Here is a 22,451-nt window from a genome sequence, read left to right on the forward strand (position 1 = left end):
CGTTCATACGGACAGCGCTCCCTCGTCCGTGACGAGCGTCGCGATGCGTCCCGCGCGGGCGACCGCCGCGCCGATGCGGTCCGCCAGTGCGTGCTCGGTGCCCCAGTCACCGCGCCAGGCGTTGAGCCGGCGGGTGTAGTCCTGGAGGGCGTACTCCCGGGTCATACCGATCGCGCCGTGCGCCTGGTGTCCGGCCTTGATGCTCACGGCCGCGTTCTGGTCGGCCAGCAGCTTGGCGGCGTACGCGGCGAAGGACGCGTCGCGGCCCGATGCCGACCCGTGGGCCGCCTCCAGCGCGGCCGCCGCGCGGTCCACGCTCACCTGCGTCATCACCGCCATCTGGGCCAGGTGGACCAGATGCGTCCGCACCGACTGGAACTTCCCGATCGGTCGGCCGAACTGCTCGCGCTCGGCGGTGTACCGCTGGGTCAGCCCGTGGACCGCGGTCATCGCGCCGGCCATCTGGGCTGCCCGCAACACCGCGCCTCGCTGGGCGAGTTCGTCCACCGTGACCGGGCAGGGCAGGATGTCGGCGGGGACCTCCTCGAAGGTCAGCACATCGCGGGGCTGGCCCGCGATGTCGTGGCCGTGCGTGACCGTGGCGTCGGCCGGGTCCAGCACCAGCGCCTTCGTCCCGTCGTCGGTCACCAGGAGGGCGACGACACACTCCGCCGAACGCCCCCACGCGACATCGCGCAGGGTGCCGGTCACGGTGGTCCCCGTAAGGGCCAGCCCCGCCGCGGGGCACGCCCCGGCGGGCGGCGCGACCGTCCAGGCGCCGGTGCCCTCGACCCGTCCGCCGGACACCGTGACCAGCCACAGGGCCAGATGGTGCTCGAGCAGCGGCAGCGGTACGGCGTGCCGTCCGGCGGCCGTGAGGAGCGTGACCACGTCGGTGAGCGAGCCTCCCGACCCGCCCGCGGCTTCGTCGATGCCGATCCACGGCAGACCCGGGCCCGCGACCGCGTCCCAGAGCGTCTTCGACAGCGGCGCGTTCTCGGCGGCGAGCACGACGTCGTGGCCCGCCTTGTCGGCGAAGAGCCGGTCCACCAGGTCGGCCACGTGGTTCGCGGCGGCCATGGCGGCATCGACCTCGGCGTCCTTCGAGGCGTCCGCCCCGGCCGCCGCGGCTGTGTTCTGCACGGCGTCGCTCACCGGCTCAGCTCCCTCGCGATCAGAGTGTGCAGGATCTCCGTGGTGCCGCCGCGGATGGTCCAGGACGGCTTGTCCAGCACCGCGGTGGCGAGGAGTGCCTCGAAGGGGTCGTCGGACCCCAGGTCGGGCATGCGCCCGAGGTGCCGTACGACGATCTCCACGCACTCCTGCTCGAACCGGGTGGCCATGTCCTTGACCAGCGCCGCCTCCGTCTTCGGGAGCTGACCGGCGTCCACCATCCGGGCCACCGCGAGCGACATGCCGTGGAAGGCCCAGCAGCGGGCGGTGATGCCGGCGATGTCGGCCCGCAGCAGCGTCGAGTCGTTGTCCAACTCGCGCCGGACCCACCGTTCGAGCACCGGCATCGCCGACATCCAGCGGTCCACGCCACCGCGTTCGAGGACCAGTTCCTCCTGGTTCTGCATCCAGCCCCAGCCGACCTCGCCGAGCCGCCGCGAGTCCGGTACGAAGACGTCCTCGAAGGTCAGCAGGCAGAAGTGGTCCTCGCCGTCGATGAACGTGATCGGTGAGACGGTCAGTCCCTCGGTCTGCCGGTCGATGATGAACTGCGTGAGGCCGGCGTGCTTGTCGTCGCCCGTGCGGAACAACCCCAGGACGTAGTCGGCCAGATGGGCGCCCGACGTCCAGATCTTACTTCCCTTGATCACCCAACCGCCGTCCACGGGCTCCGCCTTGGACTTGATCGAGGCGAGGTCGGAACCGGAGTCCGGCTCGGACATGCCGATCGCGAAGGAGACCTCCCCGGCGGCGATGCGCGGCAGGAACTCGTGCTTCTGTTCCTCCGTGCCGTGCAGGGCGATGCTCGGCCCGGACTGCCGGTCAGCCACCCAGTGGAACCCGACCGGCGCTCCGCGTGCCAGCAACTCCTCGACGACCACCAGGCGTTCGACCGCCGTGCGGCCGCCTCCGCCGTACTCCTTCGGCAGGTTCATCCCGAGCCAGCCCCTGGCGCCCAGGTCGCGGGAGAACTCCGGGTCGAAGGCGCCGACCATGCCGAGCCCGACCGGGTGACTCCCCTCCGGCAGACGCTCGTCCAGCCACTCGCGAACCTCACGCTGCAACGCGCGTTCGGACGCGGTGAGTTCGGTCGCCGTCAGTTGGATGCGGCTCATGCGGGGTTCCTTACGTCGGTCCAGACCGGCCCGCCGACCAGCGCCTCCTGGGTGTGCTCGCCGACGGCGGGCGCGGGACGGCGCACGGTCGCGGGCGTGCGGGAGAAGTTCGCCATGGGCGGCAGCAGGCGGTACGTGCCCGCGACGGGGTGCTCGGCCGACGGCAGGTCGTCGACGAGGTCCTGCAGCGTCGCCATCCGCACGGCCGGGATCCCGGCTCCCCGGCAGAAGTCCAGCCACTCCCGGGTCGTACGCCGCTTCACGATCTCCCGCATCAGGGGATACAGCTCCGGCGCGTGCCTGATCGCCGAGGCGAGGTCCGCGAACCGCGGGTCCTTCAGCAGATGGGTCTCGCCGGCCTCGGTGAAGATGGCGAAGAAGTGCTTCGGGTGGTAGGGAAGGATCTGGATCCAGCCGTCGGCGGTCTGCTGCGGCCTGCGCTCCGGGGTCATCACCCTCGGGTAGCCGGTCGCGGGCAGGTCGCCCTGCGGGGTCGGTGGCTCGGGAATCGCGCCCGCGCCGTGCTCGGCGAGCATGAACGCGGTCATCGTCTGCACCATCGGCACCTCGACGTGCTGGCCCTGCCCGGTGCGGGCACGGTGGAGGAGAGCGGCGGTCACCGCCTGAGCGATCGCGAGACCGCACACCTTGTCCGCGAGGATCGTCGGCAGCAACGTCGGTTCCCCGGCGGCCCGGTGCATCATGTCGCCGACCCCGACGGCCGACTGGATGATGTCGTCGTACGCGGGGAAGTCCTCCGCCTCCGAACCCAGCGGCCAGCCCTGCGCCTGGCAGTACACGATCTCCGGGTTGAGTTCCCGTACCGCGTCGTAGGACAGGCCGAGGCGGCGCAGTGTGCCGGGCAGCATGGTGGCGACCACCACATCCGCACCGGCGATCAACTCCCGGACGACCGCAGCCTGTTCGGGGGCCTTGAGGTCCACCGACACGGAGCGCTTGTTGCGCAGGATGTTGAGCGCCAGCCCGGAGAACTGCGGTGCGGGGCCCGGGCCCATCACCCGGTTGGTGTCCCCGCCGGCCGCCTCGATCATCACCACGTCGGCGCCCTGGTCGGCGAGGATCTGGGTCGCCAGCGGCCCCATCACCACCCGGGTCAGGTCGACGACCCGCACCCCGGCCAGCGGTCCGGCCGGCCGGTCCTGCGCTTGCCCGTCCTGTACCTGCCGGTCCTGCTGGTCGTGCGTCCGCTGGTCGTGCGTCTGCCGGTCGTGCGTCTGCCGGTCGTGCGTCTGCCGGTCGTGCGTCCGCTGGTCGTGCGTCCGCTGGTCGTGCGTCTGCCGGTCATGCATGGACGGCCTCCAGATAGCGTGTGGTCTCCAGGGCGGCGGCGCACCCCGCGCCGGCCGCGGTGACGGCCTGCCGGAACCGGGCGTCGGCGACGTCACCGGCGACGAAGACGCCGGGCAGGCAGGTGGCCCCGCCGGGGCCGGTGGTGTGCAGGTGGCCGGAGGCCGTCGACGGCAGGACCCCCTCGGCCAGGCGGATCCTCGGAGTGTGCCCGATCGCCACGAACAGTCCCTGGACGGGGAGTTCGGTGACCTCCCCGGTCGCCGTGCGCTCGACGCCCACCCCGGACAGGTGACCGTCGGCGCCCCGCCGCAGCTCGCGGACGACGCAGCCGGTGGTGATCTCGACGTTGGGGAGGGCCCGTACCCGCCGCAGCAGCACCGGGGCGGCCCGGAACCGTTCGCCGCGGTGGATCAGACGGACCCGCCGGGCGTACCTGGCAAGTGCCAGCACCTCCTCCATCGCACTGTCCCCGCCGCCGACGACCGCGACGTCCCGGCCCTTGAACAGCGGGGCCTCGCACACCGCGCAATAGGCGATGCCGCGGTTGCCGCCCAACTCGCCCTCGCCGGGCAGTCCGAGGCGGCGCGGCCGCGACCCGGTCGCCAGGACGACCGTACGGGTGCGGACGGTGCCCTCGGCGGTGACGATCTCGTGCACGGCGTCACGTACGTTCTCGTGTTCGGCCTCACGCGCGCCCTCGTGCGAGGGCGAGCCGTCCGTCCCGTACCGGACCGTCGCGTACCGGATCTCCTCGGCGTCCAGGCCGAAGACCCTCGCCCCCGCCCGTTCGGCCTGTTCCCGCATCCTGGCCATCAGTTCGGGGCCGTCGATGCCGTCCGGGAAACCGGGGAAGTTCTCGACCACCCCGGTGTCCATCAGCTGTCCGCCGGGTGCCGTGCCGGTGAGGACGAGCGGTTCGGCGCACGCCCGCGCCAGGTAGATCGCGGCGGTCCAGCCGGCCGGGCCCGCTCCGACCACCACCGAGTCGACGATGCCCGTGGGGAGTTGGGGCACGGCGGCCACGTTGGCCCAGATGCTCACCGGACCCTCATTCCGATTCCATGTCGTTCGACCAGCTCGCCGCCTCGTTCAGCGGGGCGACCACGAAGTCGCCGCCCGCGTCGCGCGGCAGCCGTACGGTCTGGCTCCAGGTCGCGCCGAACGTCGGCATCCAGGCGGAGTGCTTGCCCGTTCCGCCCGCGACGACGATCCGGATGTCCTCCGGTGCCCGCGCGATCGGCACCCGGTGGCCCCACTCCTCCAGCCTCAGCCGGTAGCCGCCCCACAGGCTGGCCTCCTCCAGCTTCTCCCGGCCGACCCGGGTCGCGTCGACGCGGGCGTGCTCGTACAGGTACTGCTGGACGTCGCGCCGCGACAGACCCGAGTCGGCGAGGACCCGCGCGTGCTCGGGGCCGATCGCGAGGAACTGGTCACCGCCGCGGTACGCCGTGTTGGCGCCCGGTGTCGACATGGTCGCCGCCATCGTCATCAGCAGGTTCTCGCCGGTCGACGACTGGTGGTCGTTGATGTTGTGCGGCCCCTCCACGGCGGCCACCGTCACCAGGTTGTCGGCGGGGTCGAAGCCGTCCTCCCCGGTCCACGGCAGCTGAGAGGCGAACGACGGCCACGGGCTGTCCGCCTGGTTCTCGGCGAAGCAGAACGACCACTTGGCGGGTGTGCCCTGGGTCGCCCGGTCGATGTCACCGGCGACCTCGCCCTCGCCGGGCCGGGCGCCGCCGATGTTCATGGCGACGAGACGGACCGCGCGGCCGATCGAGCCGTTGGCGCGGAACCCGGAACCCATGCAGCCGGCGCCGGACGCGATGCCCAGTTCGCCCGCGAGGGGGCCCTGGACGAGGACCATCAGCGCGCACGGGTGCGTGGTCATCTGCATGCCGTACAGGTTGAAGTCGGGCTGCCGCATGGCGACCACGGCTGCCTCCAGGACCGGCATGTACGCGGGCAGAGCACCGGCCATCACCGCGTTCGCGGCCAGCGCGCGCAGCGTGAGGTCCGCGCCGCGCGGCGCGATCGGTCCGAGGGAGGCGTCCGGGTCGTGGGTCGCGGCGGCGAGGAAGCGTTCCACCCGCTCGGGGGTCGGTACGACGACGGGCAGCCCGTCGGTCCAGCCCCACCTGTGCAGTTGTTCGGCGGCGGCGTCCTCGTCGTGGGCGTCGGCGATCTCGATGAGGTCCGTCGCTTCGGTGGCGGTCACGCGGGGCTCTCCTTGACGATCTCGGTGGTGAGGGCGAAGACGACGTCGCCGACGACCAGGGGGTTGACGCGCTCGAAGGCCTCCTGCGGGGGGATCCCGCCGACCGGGTGGGCGACGACGGCCAGCCCGAGCGCGTCCGCGCCCTGGATGGCGAGGACCTGGCGGGAGAAGCCCTCGAACTGGGTGGACGCCGTGCCGCACACCGGAAGTCCCCGGGCCGCCAGCGCGGCCATGTCCGCCACCGCCCAGGACGCGCAGGAGCCACAGTCGAGCATCGCCACCACGGCGGCGTCGCACTCCTCGGCGACCTGGTCGAGGAGCTCGTCGGTCGCCGCGATCGACGGCACCCGCTTCGCGTAGAGCCGGGGCGTGATCCCGTACCGGCCGACCAGGGCCGTGGCCACACCCTCGAGTACCTTGTCGGCGTTCATCTTGCTGTTGCTGAGGAAGCCCACGGTCAGCCCGTTCAGGTCGGGGACCGTGACCCGGGGGACCGAGCGAGGGGCCGCCTCGTAACTGGTCGGGTTGACGATCGTGACGCCCATCGCATCCTCCCTTGACGCCGCATACAGTGACGCGGATCATATGCATCCCGGAAGTTACGTACAAGAGACCTTACGAGACAAGGAATATCCGATGGGCTCTCTCCGTGCCGCCGGTGCCGAGATCTCCCCCGACGGCACGTGGACGAACTTCTCGAGACGTCACAGCGTGCGTCCGAGGCGCGTCGCCGCCCCGTCCGACCTGGACGGTCTGCGCCGTGTCCTGAAGGAGGCGGCGGCCGAGGGCTCACGGGTCCGGGTCGTCGGCAGCGGTCACTCGTACAACGACGTGGCGATCGCGCCGGAGACCCAGGTCTCCCTGCGCCACCTCAACCGGATTCTCGAAGTCGACCTGGACCGGGCGCGGTTGACGGTTCAGGGCGGTGCCTCGCTGCGTGAGATCCGCACCGAACTGCACCGGCACCAGCTGGCCTTCGCCAACATGGGCGACATCGACCACCAGTCCATCGCGGGTGCCCTGTCCACCGGTACCCACGGCACCGGCCTCACCGCGCCCGCGTTCGCCTCGCAGGTCGTCGCCCTGGAGCTGATGCTCGCCGACGGCAGTGTCGTACGCTGCGGTGCCGGGGACGGTGAGGACGCGCGCGGCCAGGAGGAGGCGGACCTCTTCGACGCGGCCCGGGTGAGCCTCGGCGCCCTGGGGATCATCGTCTCCGTCACGATCCAGGCGGTCCCCGCCTACAACCTGCGCAGGACGGACGCGGTCATCAGCCGCGACCAGGCCCTCACCCTGCTCGCGGACCCACCGCCCACCGGCCATGTCGGCCTCTACTTCATGCCCTACATCGACCAGGTGCTGATGTGGACCGCCGAGCGCACCGGCGACCCGGTCGACAAGCCGTCCGCGCTCGGCGAGTGGTTCCGCGACGTGGTGAAGGTGAACCACGGCCTCCAGGCGATGGGGGTGGTGGCGCGCCGGGCACCGCGGCTGGTGCCCGCACTGAGCCGGGCGTTCGCCCGCGGCGTCCGGCCCGAGACCACCGTCGACACCTGGGACAAGGTCTTCCTGCGCCCGCTGTTCGTACGGCACGACGCCTTCGAGTTCGCCGTGGGGCAGGCCGACGGGCCCGACTGCGTACGCCAGCTGATGTCCGCCGTCGAGGACGCGAAGGTACCCGCCGCGTTCCCCTGCGAGACCCGGATCGCGCCCGCCGAGTCGGCCTGGCTGCACCCGTCGTACGGGAGGACCTCGACCTGGGTCGGCGCCGCGATCCAGGCGCCCGGCATCGACGTCGACGGCGCCTGGGTGGAGGCCCAGCGGGCGTGCGTCGCCGTGGGCGGGCGGCCGCACTGGGGCAAGTGGCACACCCTCGGGGCGGACGAACTGCGCCGACTCTACCCACGCTGGGACGACTTCACCGCGCTGCGGGCCGCGCTCGATCCGGACGGCCGCTTCGGCAGTCCCGCGATCGACCGGATCCTCGGCCGTATCTAAGTAAGATCCTTCCATGGCCAAGCAGGAGTCCGGGGCGACCGACCGGGAGATCGAGGCGCTGATGCGCCTGGTCCATGTGATCGAGGCCGAGCACCGGGCGCGTCCGACGTCGGCGCTGGACCTGCGCGCCCGGATGCTCATCCAGGAGCTCGGCCTCAACGGCGAGTCCGCGATCCTCTCCGTCCGCCGCAGTCTGCGCCTCTCCCCGTCGACGCTGACCAGCCTCGCGGACCGGCTGGAGCGTGACGGTTACCTGGAGCGCCGCCGGCATCCCACCGACCGCCGCACGGTGGTCCTGGCGCTGACCGCCACCGGCAGGCGCGCCTACATGGCGGAGAAGGAGTTCTACCGCCACCTCATCGACGACTCCCTCCAGTCGCTCGACGCGGCCGCGCGGTCACATGTGCTCGCGGCCCTGGCCGGTATGGCACCCAACCGGCCCGCAGATCACACATAGGCGTCAACTTCGTGGCCGGACCGGTCGTTGTCGACCTGGTGTAAGAAAATGCCGTGCGGGCCGGTTCGGAAGGACCCCGGCCCGCGTTGGGCGCGGGGTGGTCGGTCGGGCACGGTGTGCCGGGCCTCGGGCACGGTCGCCGGGCAGGAGGGCGGCCGACGCGCACGGGGCACAGGCATGGCCTGCCGGGCAGGGCGCGGTTATGGGCACGGGCGTCGAGTACGGGTATCGGACAGGGGACGGGCATGGGGCAGGTCACACCCTTGAGAAGATGACTCACGGGTAACTGAAGTGCGGTATGGGCTGCGGTTTTCACCAGTTCTCTTTATTTTTCTTCGGTTCTCCGCGATTCCTTGCGTTTCTTTGAACGGACCACCGGGGTGACTCATCGGACGGGAAGAGGTTGGCGTGGCTGAGTCGGCGGTCGAAGGTACGCGCGGCGCACCGCGGTCGCGGTCCGGGCGCGGAGCCGGCAGCAAGGTCGCCGACACCAAGGCGGGCGGCGCCACGGCGGAGGGCAAGGTCGGCGACTCGGAGCTGCGGTAGCTCCTGGCCGGTCTGACGGCCGTGCGGGACGGGGACTTCGGTACCCGGCTGCCCGACGAGGGGGACGGGCTGATCGGGGAGATCGCCACCGTCTTCAACGGCATGGTCGACCAACTCGACCTCTTCACCTCCGAGGTCACCCGGGTCGCCCGCGAGGTCGGCACCGAGGGAACGCTCGGCGGACAGGCCGACGTGCCCGGCGTCTCCGGAACCTCTGCGGACCTCACCGGCTCCGTCAACGCCATGGCGGGCAACCTGACCACGCAGGTCCGTGACATCGCCCAGGTCGCCACGGCCGCGGCCAGGGGCGACCTGTCGCAGAAGATCGACGTCGATGCCCGGGGCGAGATCCTGGAGTTGAAGAACACCGTCAACACGATGGTGGACCAGCTCTCCGCCTTTGCCGACGAGGTCACCCGCGTGGCACGGGAGGTCGGCAGCGAGGGACGGCTCGGCGGACAGGCCGAGGTCCCCAAAGTCGCCGGTGTCTGGCGTGACCTGACCGACTCCGTCAACTTCATGGCCGGCAACCTGACCGACCAGGTCCGCAACATCGCGTAGGTCACCACCGCGGTGGCCAAGGGCGCCTTGCAGTTTGCTTCTGGCTCCACGACCTTGGCCAGTTCGTCGAAGTTCCGCGCTGTGGCGAGGTCGTCCACACGGGCCTGCATCTCGTCGAATCCGTCCAGAATCAATACGAGGCTGTCGTGGCGGTTGAGGAGCTGGAAGGTTTGATGGGTCTTCAAAGTTGAGCGGTGTGCTGGTTCGGTTGCTGACGCGACGTCACGCTCCGTCTTGGCTTGGGCGGCGGCTTGGCCCTGGACGCAGGGTACCCGTGGTCCTGCGTGATCATTTCTGTTCTCTACGCAGAACGAACTTCCTGCGCCTATCCAGTTGCCAGCCATCAGTCGCACGGCCCCATCGCAGCCCCCTGTCCGCCGTCCACGCAACGACACCGCCACACGCCCACCCGACCCCCACGCCACCGACAACGGCCCGCGCACCCCAGCGGCAACGAGATCCGTCCCGCCCGGAACACCGCTCACCTGACGGCCTGTCAGCTCTATCCAGCTCCGATCCAGCAGCAGTACGGATAATCAGGAATGACGACAGGTGACGAGACGTCAAGATATCCAGCACGAATCCAGCGGCGGATGCAGCGACGGGGGCGACCCCGGATGGGGCCGACCCTGCCTGACCTGCGCATTTGCTACATCGGTCGCGTCGATGCTAAGACGCCCGCTAAACGTTGAAGCGGAACTCCACCACGTCGCGCCCGCCCGTCCATCCGTTGACGAGGGTCTCGGCCATCGACCCTGCCCCCACGAGGTCCTCAGCCCACACAGGACGACAAGTCAGCCACGCGTCGCTCTACAAGGGAAGCGTCAACACCGAGAAGATTCCGTTCCGCCGCCCCACGCCGCAGCACATGCCTCACCCCCAGCCCAACGGGATTCGAGTTCGAACACTTCCCGCAGGACCACCGTGGACCTCCCCCAGGACTCGAACTTGCGGCCAAAGCCGCCCTCCCGAGCCCACGGCCCAGAGCCTCCCGCCCACACAGCCGGCGCGGCTGGCAAGCAAGCCGACGCGCTTCTCGTCGACCAGAGGTCACGTGGCAGTGACCGGCAGCACGTCCGGCGACAGCGCCGCCGCCCTCGCCGAGGCGCTCGTCATGCGCCTGCGGTGATGGCGGCGACACAAGACCTCGTAGCCGACCTCGTCCTCGACCCGGTCCACGTCGCCCACCACGACCTGCTTCCCCTCGAGCACCATCTCCCCACCCACGGTCCGGGCGTTGTGCGTGGCCCGCGCCCCACACCAGCACATGGCCTCGACCTGCAACGTCTCGATACGGTCCGCCAGTTCGATCAGCCGCTGCGAACCCGGGAAGAGCCGGGTGCGGAAGTCGGTGGTGATGCCGAACGCGAAGACATCCAAGTCGAGGTCGTCAACCACCCGCGCCAACTGGTCGATCTGTTCCGGGGCCAGGAACTGCGCCTCGTCCACAATCACGTAGTCGACCTTGCCGCCCTGTGACAACTCTTCGACCACGTACCCGTACAGATCGAGCCCTGGGAGCGCCTCCACCGCATCCGTCACCAGACCCAGCCGCGACGACAGCTGCCCCTCACCCGCGCGGTCGTCCCGCGTGAAAATGAGGCCCTGAAGTCCACGCGCGGAACGATTGTGTGAAATTTGCAGCGCCAAAGTTGACTTTCCACAGTCCATCGTCCCGGAGAAAAACACCAACTCGGACATCACGAACGCGGGCCCCTCCCAAGCTGGCCAAGACGGACAGCACCGCCAGGACGAGCAACAACATCAAACCCGACAGCCCCGGCCACCGCCCGACGAGAACATGGCGAATACCCAAGACAGTCGGTCGACTTCCCGCAGTCCATCGTTCCGCAGAAGAACACCAGTTCGGGCATGGGAGGGCGGACACCTTTCGGCAGGGGGCGACGGGGGGCGTGGCCTCAGGAGCGTACTTCGAGCAGGGGGACGAGTTGCTCGGCAGAGGTCATCGAGCCATGGTTGCCGGCCATCTCCGACTCCCTCGGCTCCCGTTCGGAGGCGATCAGCAGGACGTCGTCCCGCGCGGCGGCGACCACGTCGCCGATGCGGTGGTACACCCGCTCGTCGACGGTCGGCCCGAACCAGCCCGCCGCGATTGCCTCGTCGCGCGAGGCGACCCAGAACTGCTCGCCGAGGACCTCGCGCCAGCAGGTCAGTACGTCGTTCGCCGCGCCGGGGACCGCGTACACGTGCCGGGCGCGGCCCTCGCCGCCGAGGAGGGCGACGCCCGCCTTCAGCTCCCAGTCCTCGTCGAAGTCGATGCGGTGGTCCTCGTCGAAGGGGACGTCGATCATTCCGTGGTCGGCGGTGACGTAGAGGGCGCTGCGCGGCGGCAGTTGCTCGGCGAGGCGCTGGACGAGCCGGTCCACGTGGGCGAGCTGGCCGCGCCAGGTGTCGGAGTCGACGCCGAAGCGGTGACCGGCACCGTCGACCTCGGCGTAGTAGGTGTAGACGAGCGCGCGGTCGGCGCCGGCCAGTTGCGCGGCGGCCGTGTCCATACGGTCCTCGCCGGAGAGCCGTCCGTGGAAGACGCCGCCGCTCAGCGCGACCTTGGTCAGCGGAGTGTTCGAGAAGGTCGGTGAGGACACCTGGGCGGCGTGCACCCCCGCGCGGTGGGCCAGCTCGAAGACGGTGGGGTACGGCTGCCAGGCGCCGGGCGGGGACCAGGGCTGCCAGCGCAGCTGGTTCATCAGCTCGCCGGTGTCCGGGTTGCGGACGGTGTAGCCGGGCAGGCCGTGGGCGCCGGGCGGCAAACCGGTGCCGACGGAGGCGAGGGAGGTCGCGGTGGTCGCCGGGTAGCCCGCGGTGATCGGGCGGCCGGTGCCGCCGCGCGAGCTGCCGAGCAGCGACGTCATGAAGGGGGCGTCCTCGGGATGGGCGCGCAGTTGCTCCCAGCCGAGGCCGTCGATCAGGAACACGCAGTTCCGGTCCGCGGCGGTCAGCTCCGCCAGGCCGGCGGTCATGCCGGGGACGCCGAGGCCCGCGGCGAGGGTCGGCAGCAGATCGGCGAGCGATCCGGTGCCGTACTCGGGCACGGGGGCGGAGTGGACGGGGATCGGTTCCGGGTGCTCCGGGTGGGGGTCCCAGACGGTGGACTGCGCCATCAGCGGGTGGTGTCCGCGGTCGCCTCGGAGAGGGCCTGCGCGAAGAGCAGCGCCTGGCGCACCGTCTCCGGCCCGTCGCCTGCCTCGCTGACGCGCAGGCTCAGGTCGTCGGCCGTCGAGCTGCCCGTGTAGCCGTGGTCGGCGTCGCAGTTGGGGTCGCCGCAAGCGGCCGGCTCCAGGTCGATGCGGGAGACGGCGCCCCAGCCGATGGTGAGCACGATCTCGCGCGGCAGCGTGCCCGGCTTGTACGACTCCGGGTTGGCGACCACGCGGCTGACCACGATCGAGGAGATCCGGTCGAGCTTGACCGACTCCGTGGACGTGGTGGCGTACGGCGTCGGGGAGGTGGTGTCCGCGGCCTGCTCGTCGGTGTGGCTGACGATGAAGCGGTTGCCGGTGAGGACGAGCACGGTCACATGCCGCCGCACCTCGTTCTGGTCGAACGTCGTCTCCTGGTGGACCAGGTACGACCGGACGGGCTCGCCGCCCACCGCGGCCTCCACCGCCTCGGCCACGAGGGCCGGGTAGTAGCCGCTGCGCTCGATCGCCGCCCGCAGCCCCTGGGTCGTCGTACTGGTCTTGGCCATGCTGCCCATCCTAAGGGTGGCCACCGACTGCGAGGCACCGCTCACCCTTCTCCGCTCCCCCGGCGCCCTCAGTACGCCGGCAGGGTGCGCGGGCCGAGGTCGTCGCGGGCCGGCGGCGGGGCCAGGCGTACGGAGGCGCCGAGGACGCTCACGCCGTGCGGGGCGACGACGACCGGCTCCAGGGTGACCGCGACGACCTCCGGATGGTCGTGGACCAGCCGAGACACCCTCAGCATCAGCTCCTCGAGGGCGGGGGTGTCCACGGGTGCCGAGCCGCGCCAGCCGAACAGGAGCGGGGCGGTCCGGATCGATCGCACCAGTGCGGTCGCGTCCCGGTCCGTGACCGGGATCAGCCGGTGCGCCATGTCCCCGAGCAGTTGCGAGGGGGCCCCGGCGAGCCCGAAGGACAGCACGGCGCCGGCGGCGGGGTCGATGACCGCGCGGACGATGGTGTCCACACCGCGTGGTGCCATGCGCTGCACCACGGGACGCAGCTCCGCCGGGGCGCCGAACAGCTCCGTCAACTCGGCGTACGTCCGGCGCAGTTGTTCCTCGTCCGCCAGGTCCAGGCGGACGCCGCCCAGATCGGCCCGGTGCCTGAGGTGCGGGGCGGTCGCCTTGAGGACCACCGGGTAGCCGAGGGTGCGCGCGGCTTCGGCGGCGGCATCGGGCGTGGGGGCGGACAGGGCGCGGTGCACCTCGACGCCGTACGTGCCGAGCAGGTCGCAGGTCTCCTCGCTGCCGAGGGTGAGGTCCTCTCCGCGCGAGAGCAGCCGGTCGATGAGCGCGGCGGCGGCGCGCTCGTCGATGTTCTCGTACCCGGGCACCTTGCCGGGCTCGGCGGCCTCCCGCCGCCACCGCGCGTACGCGACGGCATGCGCGAGGGCGCGGACGGCGCGCTCGGAGGCGGGGTAGGCGGGGATGAGGTGAGTGCCTTCGGGGGGTACGACGGGGGTGAGCGGACCGGCGCCGGCGCCGGCGGGGGCGGGCTGTTCCCGGCCGGGCAGGTGGGGGGCGGCGGGCGGCGGGGTCGCCGGTGATGCGCTGCCGGAGGGCCGAGGGGCGGAGCCGGGTGACGTCCGCGGCGCGGGCGTCACGTCCGCCGGGGACACGGCGGCGGCTTCCGCCCGGGGCGTGGGCCCCGTTTCCGGGCGGGCCGCCGGGCCGTTGCCCGCCGGTGTGCCGGGAGTAGCCGGTGTGCCGGGAGTAGCCGGTTCCGTCCCAGGCGGCGTGCCGCGCACCGTCTCCGCTCCGGCGGCCGGCTCCGTGCGCTGTCCCGGCCGCGTCCCGGCGGCCTGCTCCACCACCGCCGGGTGGGCGGCTTCCGCCCGCGTCGGCGCGCCCGCGCCCGCCTGCGGGATACGGCCCTCGCCCGACTGCGGCACGGCGCCCGGTTCCGCCTGTGTCCCCGGGTCTCCCGCGGGTCGCGACGCGGCGCCCGCCGGGTCCCGTACGGTGTCCGCTCCCGCGCGCGGCGGGGTGCCCGGCGGCGTGCCGGTCGTCGGCTGGGGTGCCGTGCTGGTCGCGGCCGACAGGGCCGCGGCCAGGCCGCCGAGTTCGACGTGGACCACGAGGACCGGCTTGGTCGGGGTCGCGGCGGCGGCCGAGCGCAGCGCCTCCGCCAGCGCCGCGTCCCCCACCGAGCCCTCCCCCACCGCCGGGATCGCGGTCACGACCACCGCGTCGCTCGTGTCGTCGGCCAGCGCGTGCGAGAGCGCCGCGTGGAAGTCCGCCGCCGACGCCGCCATGGTGAGGTCGAGCGGAGGGTGCGGGCGCAGCCCTTCGGCGAGGCAGGCCTCGTAGGTGAGCACGCCCAGGGACTCGGAGTTGCCGAGAATCGCCACCCGGGGGCCGGACGGCAGGGGCTGGCGGGCGAGCAACAGGCCCGCGTCGACCATGTCGGTGATGGTGTCCACCCGGATCACCCCGGCCTGCCGCAACAGCGCGGACACCGTTTCGTGCGGCAGCCGCGTCGCCCGTACGGCATGGCCCCGGGGTCCGGCGCCATGGCGGGCGCCCTGGACCACGACCAGCGGTTTCGCCGCCGCGGTCCGGCGGGCGAGGCGGGTGAACTTGCGGGGGTTGCCGATGGATTCCAGGTACATCAGGACGACGTCGGTGTCGGGGTCCTCGTACCAGTACTGCAGCAGGTCGTTGCCGGACACGTCGGCCCGGTTGCCCGACGAGACGAAGGTGGAGACGCCGGTCACCCCGGTGACGCCGCCGCCCCGCCGGTGCAGGCGGGAGAGCAGGGCGACGCCGATCGCGCCGGACTGGGCGAACAGTCCGATCCGGCCCGCGCGGGGCGGCTCGGGGGCGAGCGAGGCGTTCAGCCGTATGTCCGGGGACGTGTTGATGATGCCGAACGCGTTCGGACCGATGATCCGCATACCGTAGGAACGCGCCTGCCGGACAAGGGCGCGCTGGCGTTCGCGACCGTCGGGACCGGACTCGGCGTAGCCGGCGGAGATGACGACGAGCCCCTGTACGCCGTGCTCACCGCACTCGGCGACCACCTCGGGGACGTGCTCGGCGGGCACCGTGACGACGGCGAGGTCGAGGGGAGCGTCGATGGCGCGGACGGACCGGTACGCGGGGACCCCGTCGAGATCCTTCCGGTCCTCCTCGAACGCCTTGTTGACGGCGTAGAGCCGCCCGGTGAAGCCGGCGTTCCGGATGTTGTCGAGGATGCTGCGCCCCACCCCGCCGGGTGTGCGTCCGGCGCCGACGACGGCCACCGAGCCGGGAGTGAGCAGCCGCTGCACCGAGCGCGCCTCCGCGCGCTGTTCGCGCGCCTGCTGCACGGCCAGGGAGCGGTCGGTGGGTTCGAGGTCGAACTCCAGACGGACGACGCCGTCCTCGAAGTGGCGCTTCTGGGTGTACCCGGCGTCGGTGAACACCTTGATCATCTTGGTGTTGGCGGGCAGCACCTCGGCGGCGAACCGGCGGATTCCGCGCTCCCGCGCGACGGCTCCGATGTGTTCGAGCAGGGCGGAGGCGACTCCCCGGCCCTGGTGGGCGTCCTGGACGAGGAAGGCGACCTCGGCCTCGTCGGAGACGGGCGGGGCGGGCGCGGAAGGCCCTCCGGCGGGGGTGGCGGGCGACGGGTGGGAGGACGCGGGCGCCCCGTCGGCGCCGATCCGGTCGTACCGTACGGTGGCGATGAACTCGCCGCCGATCGTGGCCGCGAGTCCCACCCGGTCCACGAAGTCGTGGTGCGTGAAGCGGTGGACGTCCTTGGCGGACAGGCGCGGGTAGGGCGCGAAGAAGCGGTAGTACTTCGACTCGTCCGACACCTGCTCGTAGAAGCTGACCAGGCGTTCGGCGTCATCGACGGTGATGGGGCGGATACGCGCGGTGCCGCCGTCTCGCAGCACCACGTCGGCTTCCCAGTGGGCGGGATACTCGTGCCGGTCCGACGAGATCTGCATGGGCCCCAGACTACGGCTCGCGTACGACAGGGGCGCAAGGCAGTCTGTGGTGGACGACAGCCGGACCGAGGCCGCGGTCCGGCTGCCACCGGAGCGGGCCCAGGGGTGCCGCTCCGGGCATGCTTCACGATATGGGAAACTGGTCTAGACAACCCTGAACTGCGAAGGGCAGCAACACATGGCTGAGCGCCGCGTCAACGTCGGCTGGGCCGAGGGTCTCCATGCCCGCCCCGCCTCCATCTTCGTCCGAGCCGCCACGGCCACAGGCGTCCCGGTGACGATCGCCAAGGCCGGGGGCGACCCCGTCAACGCGGCCTCCATGCTCGCCGTACTGGGCCTGGGCGCCCAGGGCGGCGAGGAGATCGTCCTCGCTTCCGACGCCGAGGGGGCGGATGCCGCCCTGGACCGGCTGGCGAAGCTGGTCGCCGAAGGGCTCGAGGAGCTTCCCGAGACCGTCTGAATGGTCATGGGCGGGAAAACCGTCTTCTCGCAGACGCCCCGCCCACGGAAAGGCCCGCCCGGACCACCGGGCGGGCCTTTCACATTTCCCGCACTTCCCTTTTTGCGGGCAGCGGAAATAGCCCCCATGAATTACGCACTCTTTGTATACGGCACTCGTGTTAAGGGCGCAGACTCGGTGTGTTTACGGGATGTTGCGAGTTCCTCACACGGTCCACGCGGCCGACCCGGTCGGTGCCCGCGCCGGAGCCGAACCGCAGGCGGTGCCCGGTGCTCGCGCGTTCGGTGTGCAGCGCCGTGACGGCCCGCGCCCGGTCGCCGTCCCCGCGCGCCACCGCGTCCACGATCGCGCCGTGCTCCGCCCAGTACTCGACCGGGTCGGACGGCCCGTCGGTGGTGTACATCCAGGTGATCTTGTGCCGCAGCTGGGCCAGCGTCGACGTCAGCGCCGGGCTGCCGGAGGCCTGGGCGAGCGTCTCGTGGAACCAGCCGCTCAGGGAGCGCAGGTCGTCACTGTTGCCCTGGCGGGCGCGTTCCTGTCCCAGCCGGACCAGACCGCGCAGCACCTTCAGGTGGGCCTCCGTGCGCCGCTGGGCCGCGCGCGCGGCGCCGAGCGGCTCGAGGAGCACGCGCATCTCCAGCAGATCGGCGGCTTCCTGCTCCGTGGGTTCCGCGACACACGCGCCCGCGTGCCGGCGGGTGACGACGAAGCCCTCCGCCTCCAGCGTGCGCAGCGCCTCCCGGACGGGGACGCGGGAGACTCCGTACCGACGGGCGAGGAGTTCCTCGGTGAGCCGGCTGCCGCGCTCGTGAACACCCGCGACGATGTCGTCCCGGATCGCCGTGCACACCGACTGCGCGGGAATGCGCATGACCGACCTCCGGCTTAATCCCCGTGAAACGCCGACGATTGACGTCTGTTCCGTGACTCTATTGCAATCGGCGGGAATTTCCGACGGCGATCCGGAATCCATGTGTATTTTTTGGTCAAGTCGCGTGCCGAAACGCCGAATGCCCCGGCTCGGGGGCCGGGGCATCGCGGGAAGCGGAGGCGCGGGAGACGGATCGCCGGGTGCGGACGTGTCAGAGGTTCACACCGTGCGCGCGGAGGTAGGCGACGGGATCGAGGTCGGAGCCGTAGTCGGAGCCCGTGCGCGCCTCGAAGTGCAGATGCGCGCCGGTGACGTTACCGGTCGCGCCGGAGAGGCCGATCTGCTGCCCCGCGGCGACCTGCTGGCCCACGGAGACGGCGATGGACGACAGGTGCCCGTACTGGGTGTACGTTCCGTCGTTCATCCGGATCACGACCTGGTTGCCGTACGCGCCGCCCCAGCCGGCCTCGACGACGGTGCCGATGCCGACCGACTGGACGGGGGTGCCGCTCGCGGCGTGGAAGTCGACACCGGTGTGGCTGCCGGAGGACCACACGGCGCCACCGCTCTTGTAGCCGGTCGACACGTACGAGCCGGGGATCGGGGAGACGAAGGTGTTGAGGCGCTTGCGCTCGGCCTCACGCGCGGCGCGCTCCTTCTCCGCGCGGGCCTGCTCGGCCTCCTCGGCCGCCCGCTCGCGCGCCTGCTCCTCAGCGGCCTTGCGCGCCGCCGCCTCGGCCGCCTCGCGCGCGGCCTCGTGCTGGGCGGCCGCCTGGGCGTCGACGCGGTCGGCGACCGCGTCGCCCAGGGTGACGACGGGGGTGAGGCCGGTCTGCGCGGCGGCGGGTTCGGCGGCGAGTGCGGGAGCCGCGAGGGAGCCGACGACGCCGGTGCCGGCGAGGGCCGCGACGCCCGCCGCGCGGACGGTGCCGCGCTGCGTCCTGCTGGGACGACGATGCTTGCCCGGGGCGCGGGTGAACGCCATGTACAGGCTGGTCCTTTCCTTCCCTCTCGCCTACCGGGTTAGCTGACGGGTTCGGAGCAGGAAGGTCTCCTACGGACCCCCTCGCGACACGCGCGGGCGTCCGATTCACCCCAGGGACTGGATGGGTCCCCGGCTCCCCTGGCTCGCGCCGTACGGGGACTCGGCGATGACTGTCCGGTGCCGCGGTTGCGGCGCACTGCCCGACGAACAGCCCGGACGAAGCTAAGCGGGAGGTCTCGCGTTCCTCAAACGGATCGCGGTTTTTGTAGCGTATCCCACAGGGCAGACAGGCAACCTCCGCCCCAATTCGGGCACAATCGGGCTCTGGTGGCCTCCTTGCCACCAGGGCCCGACGCGCGCGTGCCTCGTGGCGGCCCGCTACTCGGCCGTCACGACGGTGACTTCGCCGATCCCGAGGGCCTCCACCGGCTCCTTGATCTGCGCCGCGTCACCGACGAGGACGGTCACCAGCCGGTCCACCGGGAAGGCGTTCACCACCGCCGCGGTGGCCTCCACGGTGCCGGTCGCGGCCAACTGCCGGTACAGATCGGCCTGGTAGTGGTCCGGCAGGTGCTGCTCGACCTGGTCGGCCAGGGTGCCGGCGACGGCCGCCGCGGTCTCGAACTTCAGCGGCGCCACGCCCACGAGGTTCTGCACGGCGACGTCGCGTTCGGCGTCGGTGAGCCCTTCCGCGGCGAGGGTGCGCAGGACCTTCCACAGGTCGTCGAGGGCCGGGCCGGTGTGCGGGGTGTCGACGGAGCCGCTGATGGCCAGCATCGCCGCGCCCGTGCCGTCCGGGGTGGACCTGAGGATCTGGCCGAAGGACCGTACGCCGTAGGTGTACCCCTTCTCCTCGCGCAGGACGCGGTCCAGGCGGGAGGTGAGGGTGCCGCCGAGGCAGTAGGTGCCGAGCACCTGCGCGGGCCACACCCGGTCGTGCCGGTCCGGGCCGATACGGCCGATCAGCAGCTGCGTCTGCACGGCGCCGGGGCGGTCCACGATGACGACCCGGCCGGTGTCGTCGGCCACCACCGGCGGGACGGGCCGCGGCTGGGCCGAGGAGCCGGTCCAGGCGCCCAGCGTGTCGTCGAGCAGCGCGTCCAGGTCGACACCGGTGAGGTCGCCGACGATCACCGCGGTCGCCGTGGCGGGGCGTACGTGCTTCTCGTGGAAGGCGCGCACGGCCACGGAGTCGATGCCGGAGACGGTCTCCTCGCTGCCCTGACGCGGGCGCGACATGCGCGAACTCGCGGGGAACAGCTCCTTGGCGAGCTCCTTCGCGGCACGGCGCGAGGGGTTCGCCAGCTCGTGCGGGATCTCGTCCAGCCGGTTGCGGACGAGCCGCTCCACCTCACTGTCGGCGAACGCGGGCGCCCTCAGGGCGTCGGCGAGCAGCCCGAGCGCCTTGGGCAGCCGGGAGGCCGGGACCTCCAGGCTGAGGCGGACACCGGGGTGGTCGGCGTGCGCGTCCAGGGTGGCGCCGCAGCGCTCCAGTTCGGCGGCGAACTCCTCGGCGGAGTGCTTGTCGGTGCCCTCGGAGAAGGCGCGCGCCATGATCGTGGCGACACCGTCGAGACCGGCGGGCTCCGCCTCCAGGGGCGCGTCCAGGATCACCTCGACGGCGACGACCTGCTGGCCGGGGCGGTGGCAGCGCAGGACGGTCAGGCCGTTGCCGAGGGTGCCGCGCTCGGGGGCCGGGAAGGCCCAGGGCTTGGCCTCGCCGGCCTGCGGCTGCGGGTGGAAGTCCATCGTGGCGAGCTCGGTCACTTCGCCGCCTCCTCGTTCTCGTCGGTGCCGGCGGCTGCGGCGGCTTCCTCGGTGTCGTCGCCCTCGGCGGCTTCCTCGGCGGCGAGGGGCTCGTAGACGAGCACCGCGCGGTTGTCGGGACGCAGCCGGCTCCTGGCGGCCTCCCGCACCTCTTCCGCCGTCACCTCCAGGACGCGCTGGACCGCGGTCAGGGCGAGCTGCGGGTCACCGAACAGGACGGCGTACCGGCACAGTTCGTCGGCGCGGCCCGCGACCGTGCTCAGCCGGTCGAGCCATTCGCGCTCCAACTGGGCCTGGGCGCCCTCCATCTCCTCGGCCGTGGGGCCCTGCTCGGCGAACCGGGCGAGTTCCTCGTCGATGGCGGCCTCGATGACCGGCACCTCCACGTCGCCGGACGCCTTCACGTCCAGCCAGCCCAGGGAGGGCGCCCCGGCCAGCCGCAGCAGGCCGAAACCGGCGGCCACGGCCGTACGGTCGCGCCGTACGAGACGGTTGTAGAGCCGCGAGGACTCGCCGCCGCCGAGGATCGTCAGCGCCAGATCGATGGCGTCGCACGCGCGCGTGCCGTCCTCCGGCAGCCGGTAGGCGGCCATCAGCGCACGCGCGGGGACCTCCTCCTCCACGATCTCGCGCACCTGCTCCCCGATGACGTCGGGCAGCGCGCCGTCGCGCGGGGCGGACTTGCCGTCGTGGGCGGGGATGGAGCCGAAGTACTTCTCGATCCAGGCGAGCGTCCGCTCCGGGTCGATGTCACCGACGACGGAGAGCACCGCGTTGTTCGGCGCGTAGTACATACGGAAGAACTGCCGCGCGTCCTCCAGGGTGGCCGCGTCCAGGTCCGCCATCGAGCCGATGGGCGTGTGGTGGTACGGATGGCCCTCCGGGTACGACAGGGCGGTCAGCTTCTCGAACGCCGTGCCGTAGGGCACGTTGTCGTAGCGCTGGCGGCGCTCGTTCTTGACGACGTCCCGCTGGTTCTCCATGGACTCCTCGTCCAGGGCGGTCAGCAGGGAGCCCATCCGGTCGGCCTCCAGCCAGAGGGCGAGCTCCAGCTGGTGGGCGGGCATGGTCTCGAAGTAGTTGGTGCGCTCGAAGCTGGTGGTGCCGTTGAGGGAGCCGCCGGCGCCCTGGACCAGTTCGAAGTGACCGTTGCCCTTCACCTGGGCGGAGCCCTGGAACATCAGGTGCTCGAAAAGGTGAGCCAGACCGGTACGTCCCTCGACTTCGTGGCGTGAACCCACGTCGTACCAGAGGCACACCGCGGCGACCGGGGTCAGGTGGTCCTCGGAGAGCACCACGCGCAGGCCGTTGGCCAGGCGGTGCTCGGTCGCTGTCAGGCCGCCGGAGCCTGCCTGAGCTGTGGCCGTGTGACCCATGGGCATGTACGTCCCTTCGATCGCGGAGGCGGTCGTCGAAACCGCCGTTTCTGCCGGTCCTGCCACTGTATGCAAGCGTGCGCACGGCCGGAGAAGTTCCCGCGGCGGGCTGCTACGCCGAGAGCGAGAACCCGTGGGCGGGGTCGGAGGCGGCCGGCCCCCGCCCTGCGCCCTGGCGGACACCCCCTGCCCCACCCCGGACAGCCCCTCCCCGCGCCCGCGGCCCGCCGCACCACGCCCGCGGCCACACCCCGCCCGCGCACCGCACTCGCGGACCGCCGCACCATGCCCGCGGCCCGCCGCACCTCACCCGCGGCCCGCCGCACCACGCCCGCGGCCCGCCCCGTACCCCACACCCCACGCCGGCTGTGATGCGGGCCGGCACGGGTGGGCGGTGGGGGTGCCTCCCGCTCGACTGCGGCCGAGGGGCCGGGAAGGCGTCCGCGAGCGACGGGCCGCGCCACCCGCCCCGGGCC

General features: G+C 72.0%; 17 protein-coding genes, 1 pseudogene and 1 riboswitch. Of the genes and pseudogenes, 4 read left to right on the forward strand and 14 right to left on the reverse strand.

Going from position 1 to position 22,451, the window contains the following annotated elements; genetic code table 11:
• Positions 1–3 precede the first annotated feature (3 nt).
• From ACIF9R_RS19265 to ACIF9R_RS19290, 6 genes are read right to left on the reverse strand one after another with little or no spacing between them, the layout of a single operon-like run.
• Positions 4–1,155 carry an acyl-CoA dehydrogenase family protein gene (locus ACIF9R_RS19265; RefSeq protein ID WP_399981299.1) on the reverse strand — a complete coding sequence of 384 codons (1,152 nt, stop codon included), beginning with the start codon at positions 1,153–1,155 and terminating at the stop codon, positions 4–6.
• Positions 1,152–2,288 (reverse strand): acyl-CoA dehydrogenase family protein, encoded by a 1,137-nt coding sequence (locus ACIF9R_RS19270; protein ID WP_399981302.1) that lies wholly within the window; start codon positions 2,286–2,288, stop codon positions 1,152–1,154. The genes ACIF9R_RS19265 and ACIF9R_RS19270 overlap by 4 nt, the downstream gene beginning before the upstream one ends.
• Positions 2,285–3,598, reverse strand: coding sequence for a CaiB/BaiF CoA transferase family protein (locus ACIF9R_RS19275; RefSeq protein ID WP_399981304.1), 1,314 nt, complete (start codon positions 3,596–3,598; stop codon positions 2,285–2,287). The genes ACIF9R_RS19270 and ACIF9R_RS19275 overlap by 4 nt, the downstream gene beginning before the upstream one ends.
• Positions 3,591–4,640 (reverse strand): NAD(P)/FAD-dependent oxidoreductase, encoded by a 1,050-nt coding sequence (locus ACIF9R_RS19280; protein WP_399981307.1) that lies wholly within the window; start codon positions 4,638–4,640, stop codon positions 3,591–3,593. The genes ACIF9R_RS19275 and ACIF9R_RS19280 overlap by 8 nt, the downstream gene beginning before the upstream one ends.
• A 7-nt stretch (positions 4,641–4,647) precedes the next feature.
• Positions 4,648–5,814: a hypothetical protein gene (locus tag ACIF9R_RS19285; protein WP_399981310.1), complete on the reverse strand. Its 1,167-nt coding sequence runs from the start codon at positions 5,812–5,814 to the stop codon at positions 4,648–4,650.
• Positions 5,811–6,359 (reverse strand): hypothetical protein, encoded by a 549-nt coding sequence (locus ACIF9R_RS19290; RefSeq protein ID WP_399981312.1) that lies wholly within the window; start codon positions 6,357–6,359, stop codon positions 5,811–5,813. The genes ACIF9R_RS19285 and ACIF9R_RS19290 overlap by 4 nt, the downstream gene beginning before the upstream one ends.
• A gap of 91 nt (positions 6,360–6,450) precedes the next feature.
• Between ACIF9R_RS19290 and ACIF9R_RS19295 the strand changes: the two genes are divergently transcribed.
• From ACIF9R_RS19295 to ACIF9R_RS19305, 3 genes and pseudogenes are all read left to right on the forward strand, one after another.
• Complete coding sequence (locus ACIF9R_RS19295) at positions 6,451–7,812, forward strand: D-arabinono-1,4-lactone oxidase (RefSeq protein WP_399981314.1); 1,362 nt, start codon at positions 6,451–6,453, stop codon at positions 7,810–7,812.
• A gap of 13 nt (positions 7,813–7,825) precedes the next feature.
• Complete coding sequence (locus ACIF9R_RS19300) at positions 7,826–8,269, forward strand: MarR family winged helix-turn-helix transcriptional regulator (protein WP_399981316.1); 444 nt, start codon at positions 7,826–7,828, stop codon at positions 8,267–8,269.
• Positions 8,270–8,806: 537 nt separating this feature from the next.
• A pseudogene (locus tag ACIF9R_RS19305) lies at positions 8,807–9,373 on the forward strand (HAMP domain-containing protein); the annotation flags it as partial.
• A gap of 1,053 nt (positions 9,374–10,426) precedes the next feature.
• On the opposite strand, the gene ACIF9R_RS19310 reads toward ACIF9R_RS19305, so the two are convergent.
• The 4 genes from ACIF9R_RS19310 to ACIF9R_RS19325 all read right to left on the reverse strand — a co-directional run bounded on the left by ACIF9R_RS19310 (position 10,427) and on the right by ACIF9R_RS19325 (position 16,516).
• Positions 10,427–11,077, reverse strand: a complete 651-nt coding sequence (locus ACIF9R_RS19310; protein WP_399981319.1) for a thymidine kinase — start codon at positions 11,075–11,077, stop codon at positions 10,427–10,429.
• A 218-nt stretch (positions 11,078–11,295) separates the two neighbouring features.
• Positions 11,296–12,498: an alkaline phosphatase family protein gene (locus ACIF9R_RS19315; protein WP_399981322.1), complete on the reverse strand. Its 1,203-nt coding sequence runs from the start codon at positions 12,496–12,498 to the stop codon at positions 11,296–11,298.
• Positions 12,498–13,085 carry a DUF5998 family protein gene (locus ACIF9R_RS19320; protein WP_399981325.1) on the reverse strand — a complete coding sequence of 196 codons (588 nt, stop codon included), beginning with the start codon at positions 13,083–13,085 and terminating at the stop codon, positions 12,498–12,500. The genes ACIF9R_RS19315 and ACIF9R_RS19320 overlap by 1 nt, the downstream gene beginning before the upstream one ends.
• Positions 13,086–13,153: 68 nt before the next feature.
• Positions 13,154–16,516, reverse strand: coding sequence for a GNAT family N-acetyltransferase (locus tag ACIF9R_RS19325; protein ID WP_399981327.1), 3,363 nt, complete (start codon positions 16,514–16,516; stop codon positions 13,154–13,156).
• Positions 16,517–16,694: 178 nt separating this feature from the next.
• On the opposite strand from ACIF9R_RS19325, the gene ACIF9R_RS19330 reads away from it, so the two are divergent.
• On the forward strand, positions 16,695–16,976 hold the full coding sequence (locus tag ACIF9R_RS19330; RefSeq protein ID WP_362096304.1) for an HPr family phosphocarrier protein: 282 nt from the start codon (positions 16,695–16,697) through the stop codon (positions 16,974–16,976).
• Positions 16,977–17,136: 160 nt separating this feature from the next.
• Here the strand turns inward: ACIF9R_RS19330 and ACIF9R_RS19335 are convergent, their stop codons facing one another.
• From ACIF9R_RS19335 to ACIF9R_RS19350, 4 genes are all read right to left on the reverse strand, one after another.
• Positions 17,137–17,847, reverse strand: coding sequence for a GntR family transcriptional regulator (locus ACIF9R_RS19335; RefSeq protein ID WP_399981329.1), 711 nt, complete (start codon positions 17,845–17,847; stop codon positions 17,137–17,139).
• A gap of 211 nt (positions 17,848–18,058) precedes the next feature.
• On the reverse strand, positions 18,059–18,832 hold the full coding sequence (locus ACIF9R_RS19340) for a M23 family metallopeptidase (protein ID WP_399981332.1): 774 nt from the start codon (positions 18,830–18,832) through the stop codon (positions 18,059–18,061).
• Between the two features lie 12 nt (positions 18,833–18,844).
• Positions 18,845–19,008, reverse strand: a riboswitch (cyclic di-AMP (ydaO/yuaA leader).
• A gap of 202 nt (positions 19,009–19,210) precedes the next feature.
• A complete protein-coding gene (locus ACIF9R_RS19345; protein WP_399981335.1) occupies positions 19,211–20,599 on the reverse strand; it encodes a M16 family metallopeptidase in 1,389 nt (462 codons plus the stop codon).
• The gene (locus tag ACIF9R_RS19350) at positions 20,596–21,981 is read right to left on the reverse strand and encodes a M16 family metallopeptidase (RefSeq protein WP_399981337.1); all 1,386 of its coding nucleotides are present in this window, start codon (positions 21,979–21,981) and stop codon (positions 20,596–20,598) included. Before ACIF9R_RS19350 ends, ACIF9R_RS19345 begins: the two co-directional genes overlap by 4 nt.
• Between the last annotated feature and the right edge of the window lie 470 nt (positions 21,982–22,451).

The organism is Streptomyces sp. NPDC086080 (assembly GCF_044540255.1).
GTDB lineage: Bacteria > Actinomycetota > Actinomycetes > Streptomycetales > Streptomycetaceae > Streptomyces.

Excerpts from the sequence above, each read along its gene's own strand:
- ACIF9R_RS19275 (WP_399981304.1), bottom strand. The coding sequence starts at position 3,598 with ATGCATGACCGGCAGACGCACGACCAGCGGACGCACGACCAGCGGACG.
- ACIF9R_RS19310 (WP_399981319.1), bottom strand. The coding sequence starts at position 11,077 with ATGTCCGAGTTGGTGTTTTTCTCCGGGACGATGGACTGTGGAAAGTCA.
- ACIF9R_RS19300 (WP_399981316.1), top strand. The coding sequence starts at position 7,826 with ATGGCCAAGCAGGAGTCCGGGGCGACCGACCGGGAGATCGAGGCGCTG.
- ACIF9R_RS19335 (WP_399981329.1), bottom strand. The coding sequence starts at position 17,847 with ATGCGCATTCCCGCGCAGTCGGTGTGCACGGCGATCCGGGACGACATC.
- ACIF9R_RS19290 (WP_399981312.1), bottom strand. The coding sequence starts at position 6,359 with ATGGGCGTCACGATCGTCAACCCGACCAGTTACGAGGCGGCCCCTCGC.
- ACIF9R_RS19270 (WP_399981302.1), bottom strand. The coding sequence starts at position 2,288 with ATGAGCCGCATCCAACTGACGGCGACCGAACTCACCGCGTCCGAACGC.
- ACIF9R_RS19350 (WP_399981337.1), bottom strand. The coding sequence starts at position 21,981 with ATGCCCATGGGTCACACGGCCACAGCTCAGGCAGGCTCCGGCGGCCTG.
- ACIF9R_RS19315 (WP_399981322.1), bottom strand. The coding sequence starts at position 12,498 with ATGGCGCAGTCCACCGTCTGGGACCCCCACCCGGAGCACCCGGAACCG.
- ACIF9R_RS19295 (WP_399981314.1), top strand. The coding sequence starts at position 6,451 with ATGGGCTCTCTCCGTGCCGCCGGTGCCGAGATCTCCCCCGACGGCACG.
- ACIF9R_RS19325 (WP_399981327.1), bottom strand. The coding sequence starts at position 16,516 with ATGCAGATCTCGTCGGACCGGCACGAGTATCCCGCCCACTGGGAAGCC.
- ACIF9R_RS19320 (WP_399981325.1), bottom strand. The coding sequence starts at position 13,085 with ATGGCCAAGACCAGTACGACGACCCAGGGGCTGCGGGCGGCGATCGAG.
- ACIF9R_RS19330 (WP_362096304.1), top strand. The coding sequence starts at position 16,695 with ATGGCTGAGCGCCGCGTCAACGTCGGCTGGGCCGAGGGTCTCCATGCC.
- ACIF9R_RS19340 (WP_399981332.1), bottom strand. The coding sequence starts at position 18,832 with ATGGCGTTCACCCGCGCCCCGGGCAAGCATCGTCGTCCCAGCAGGACG.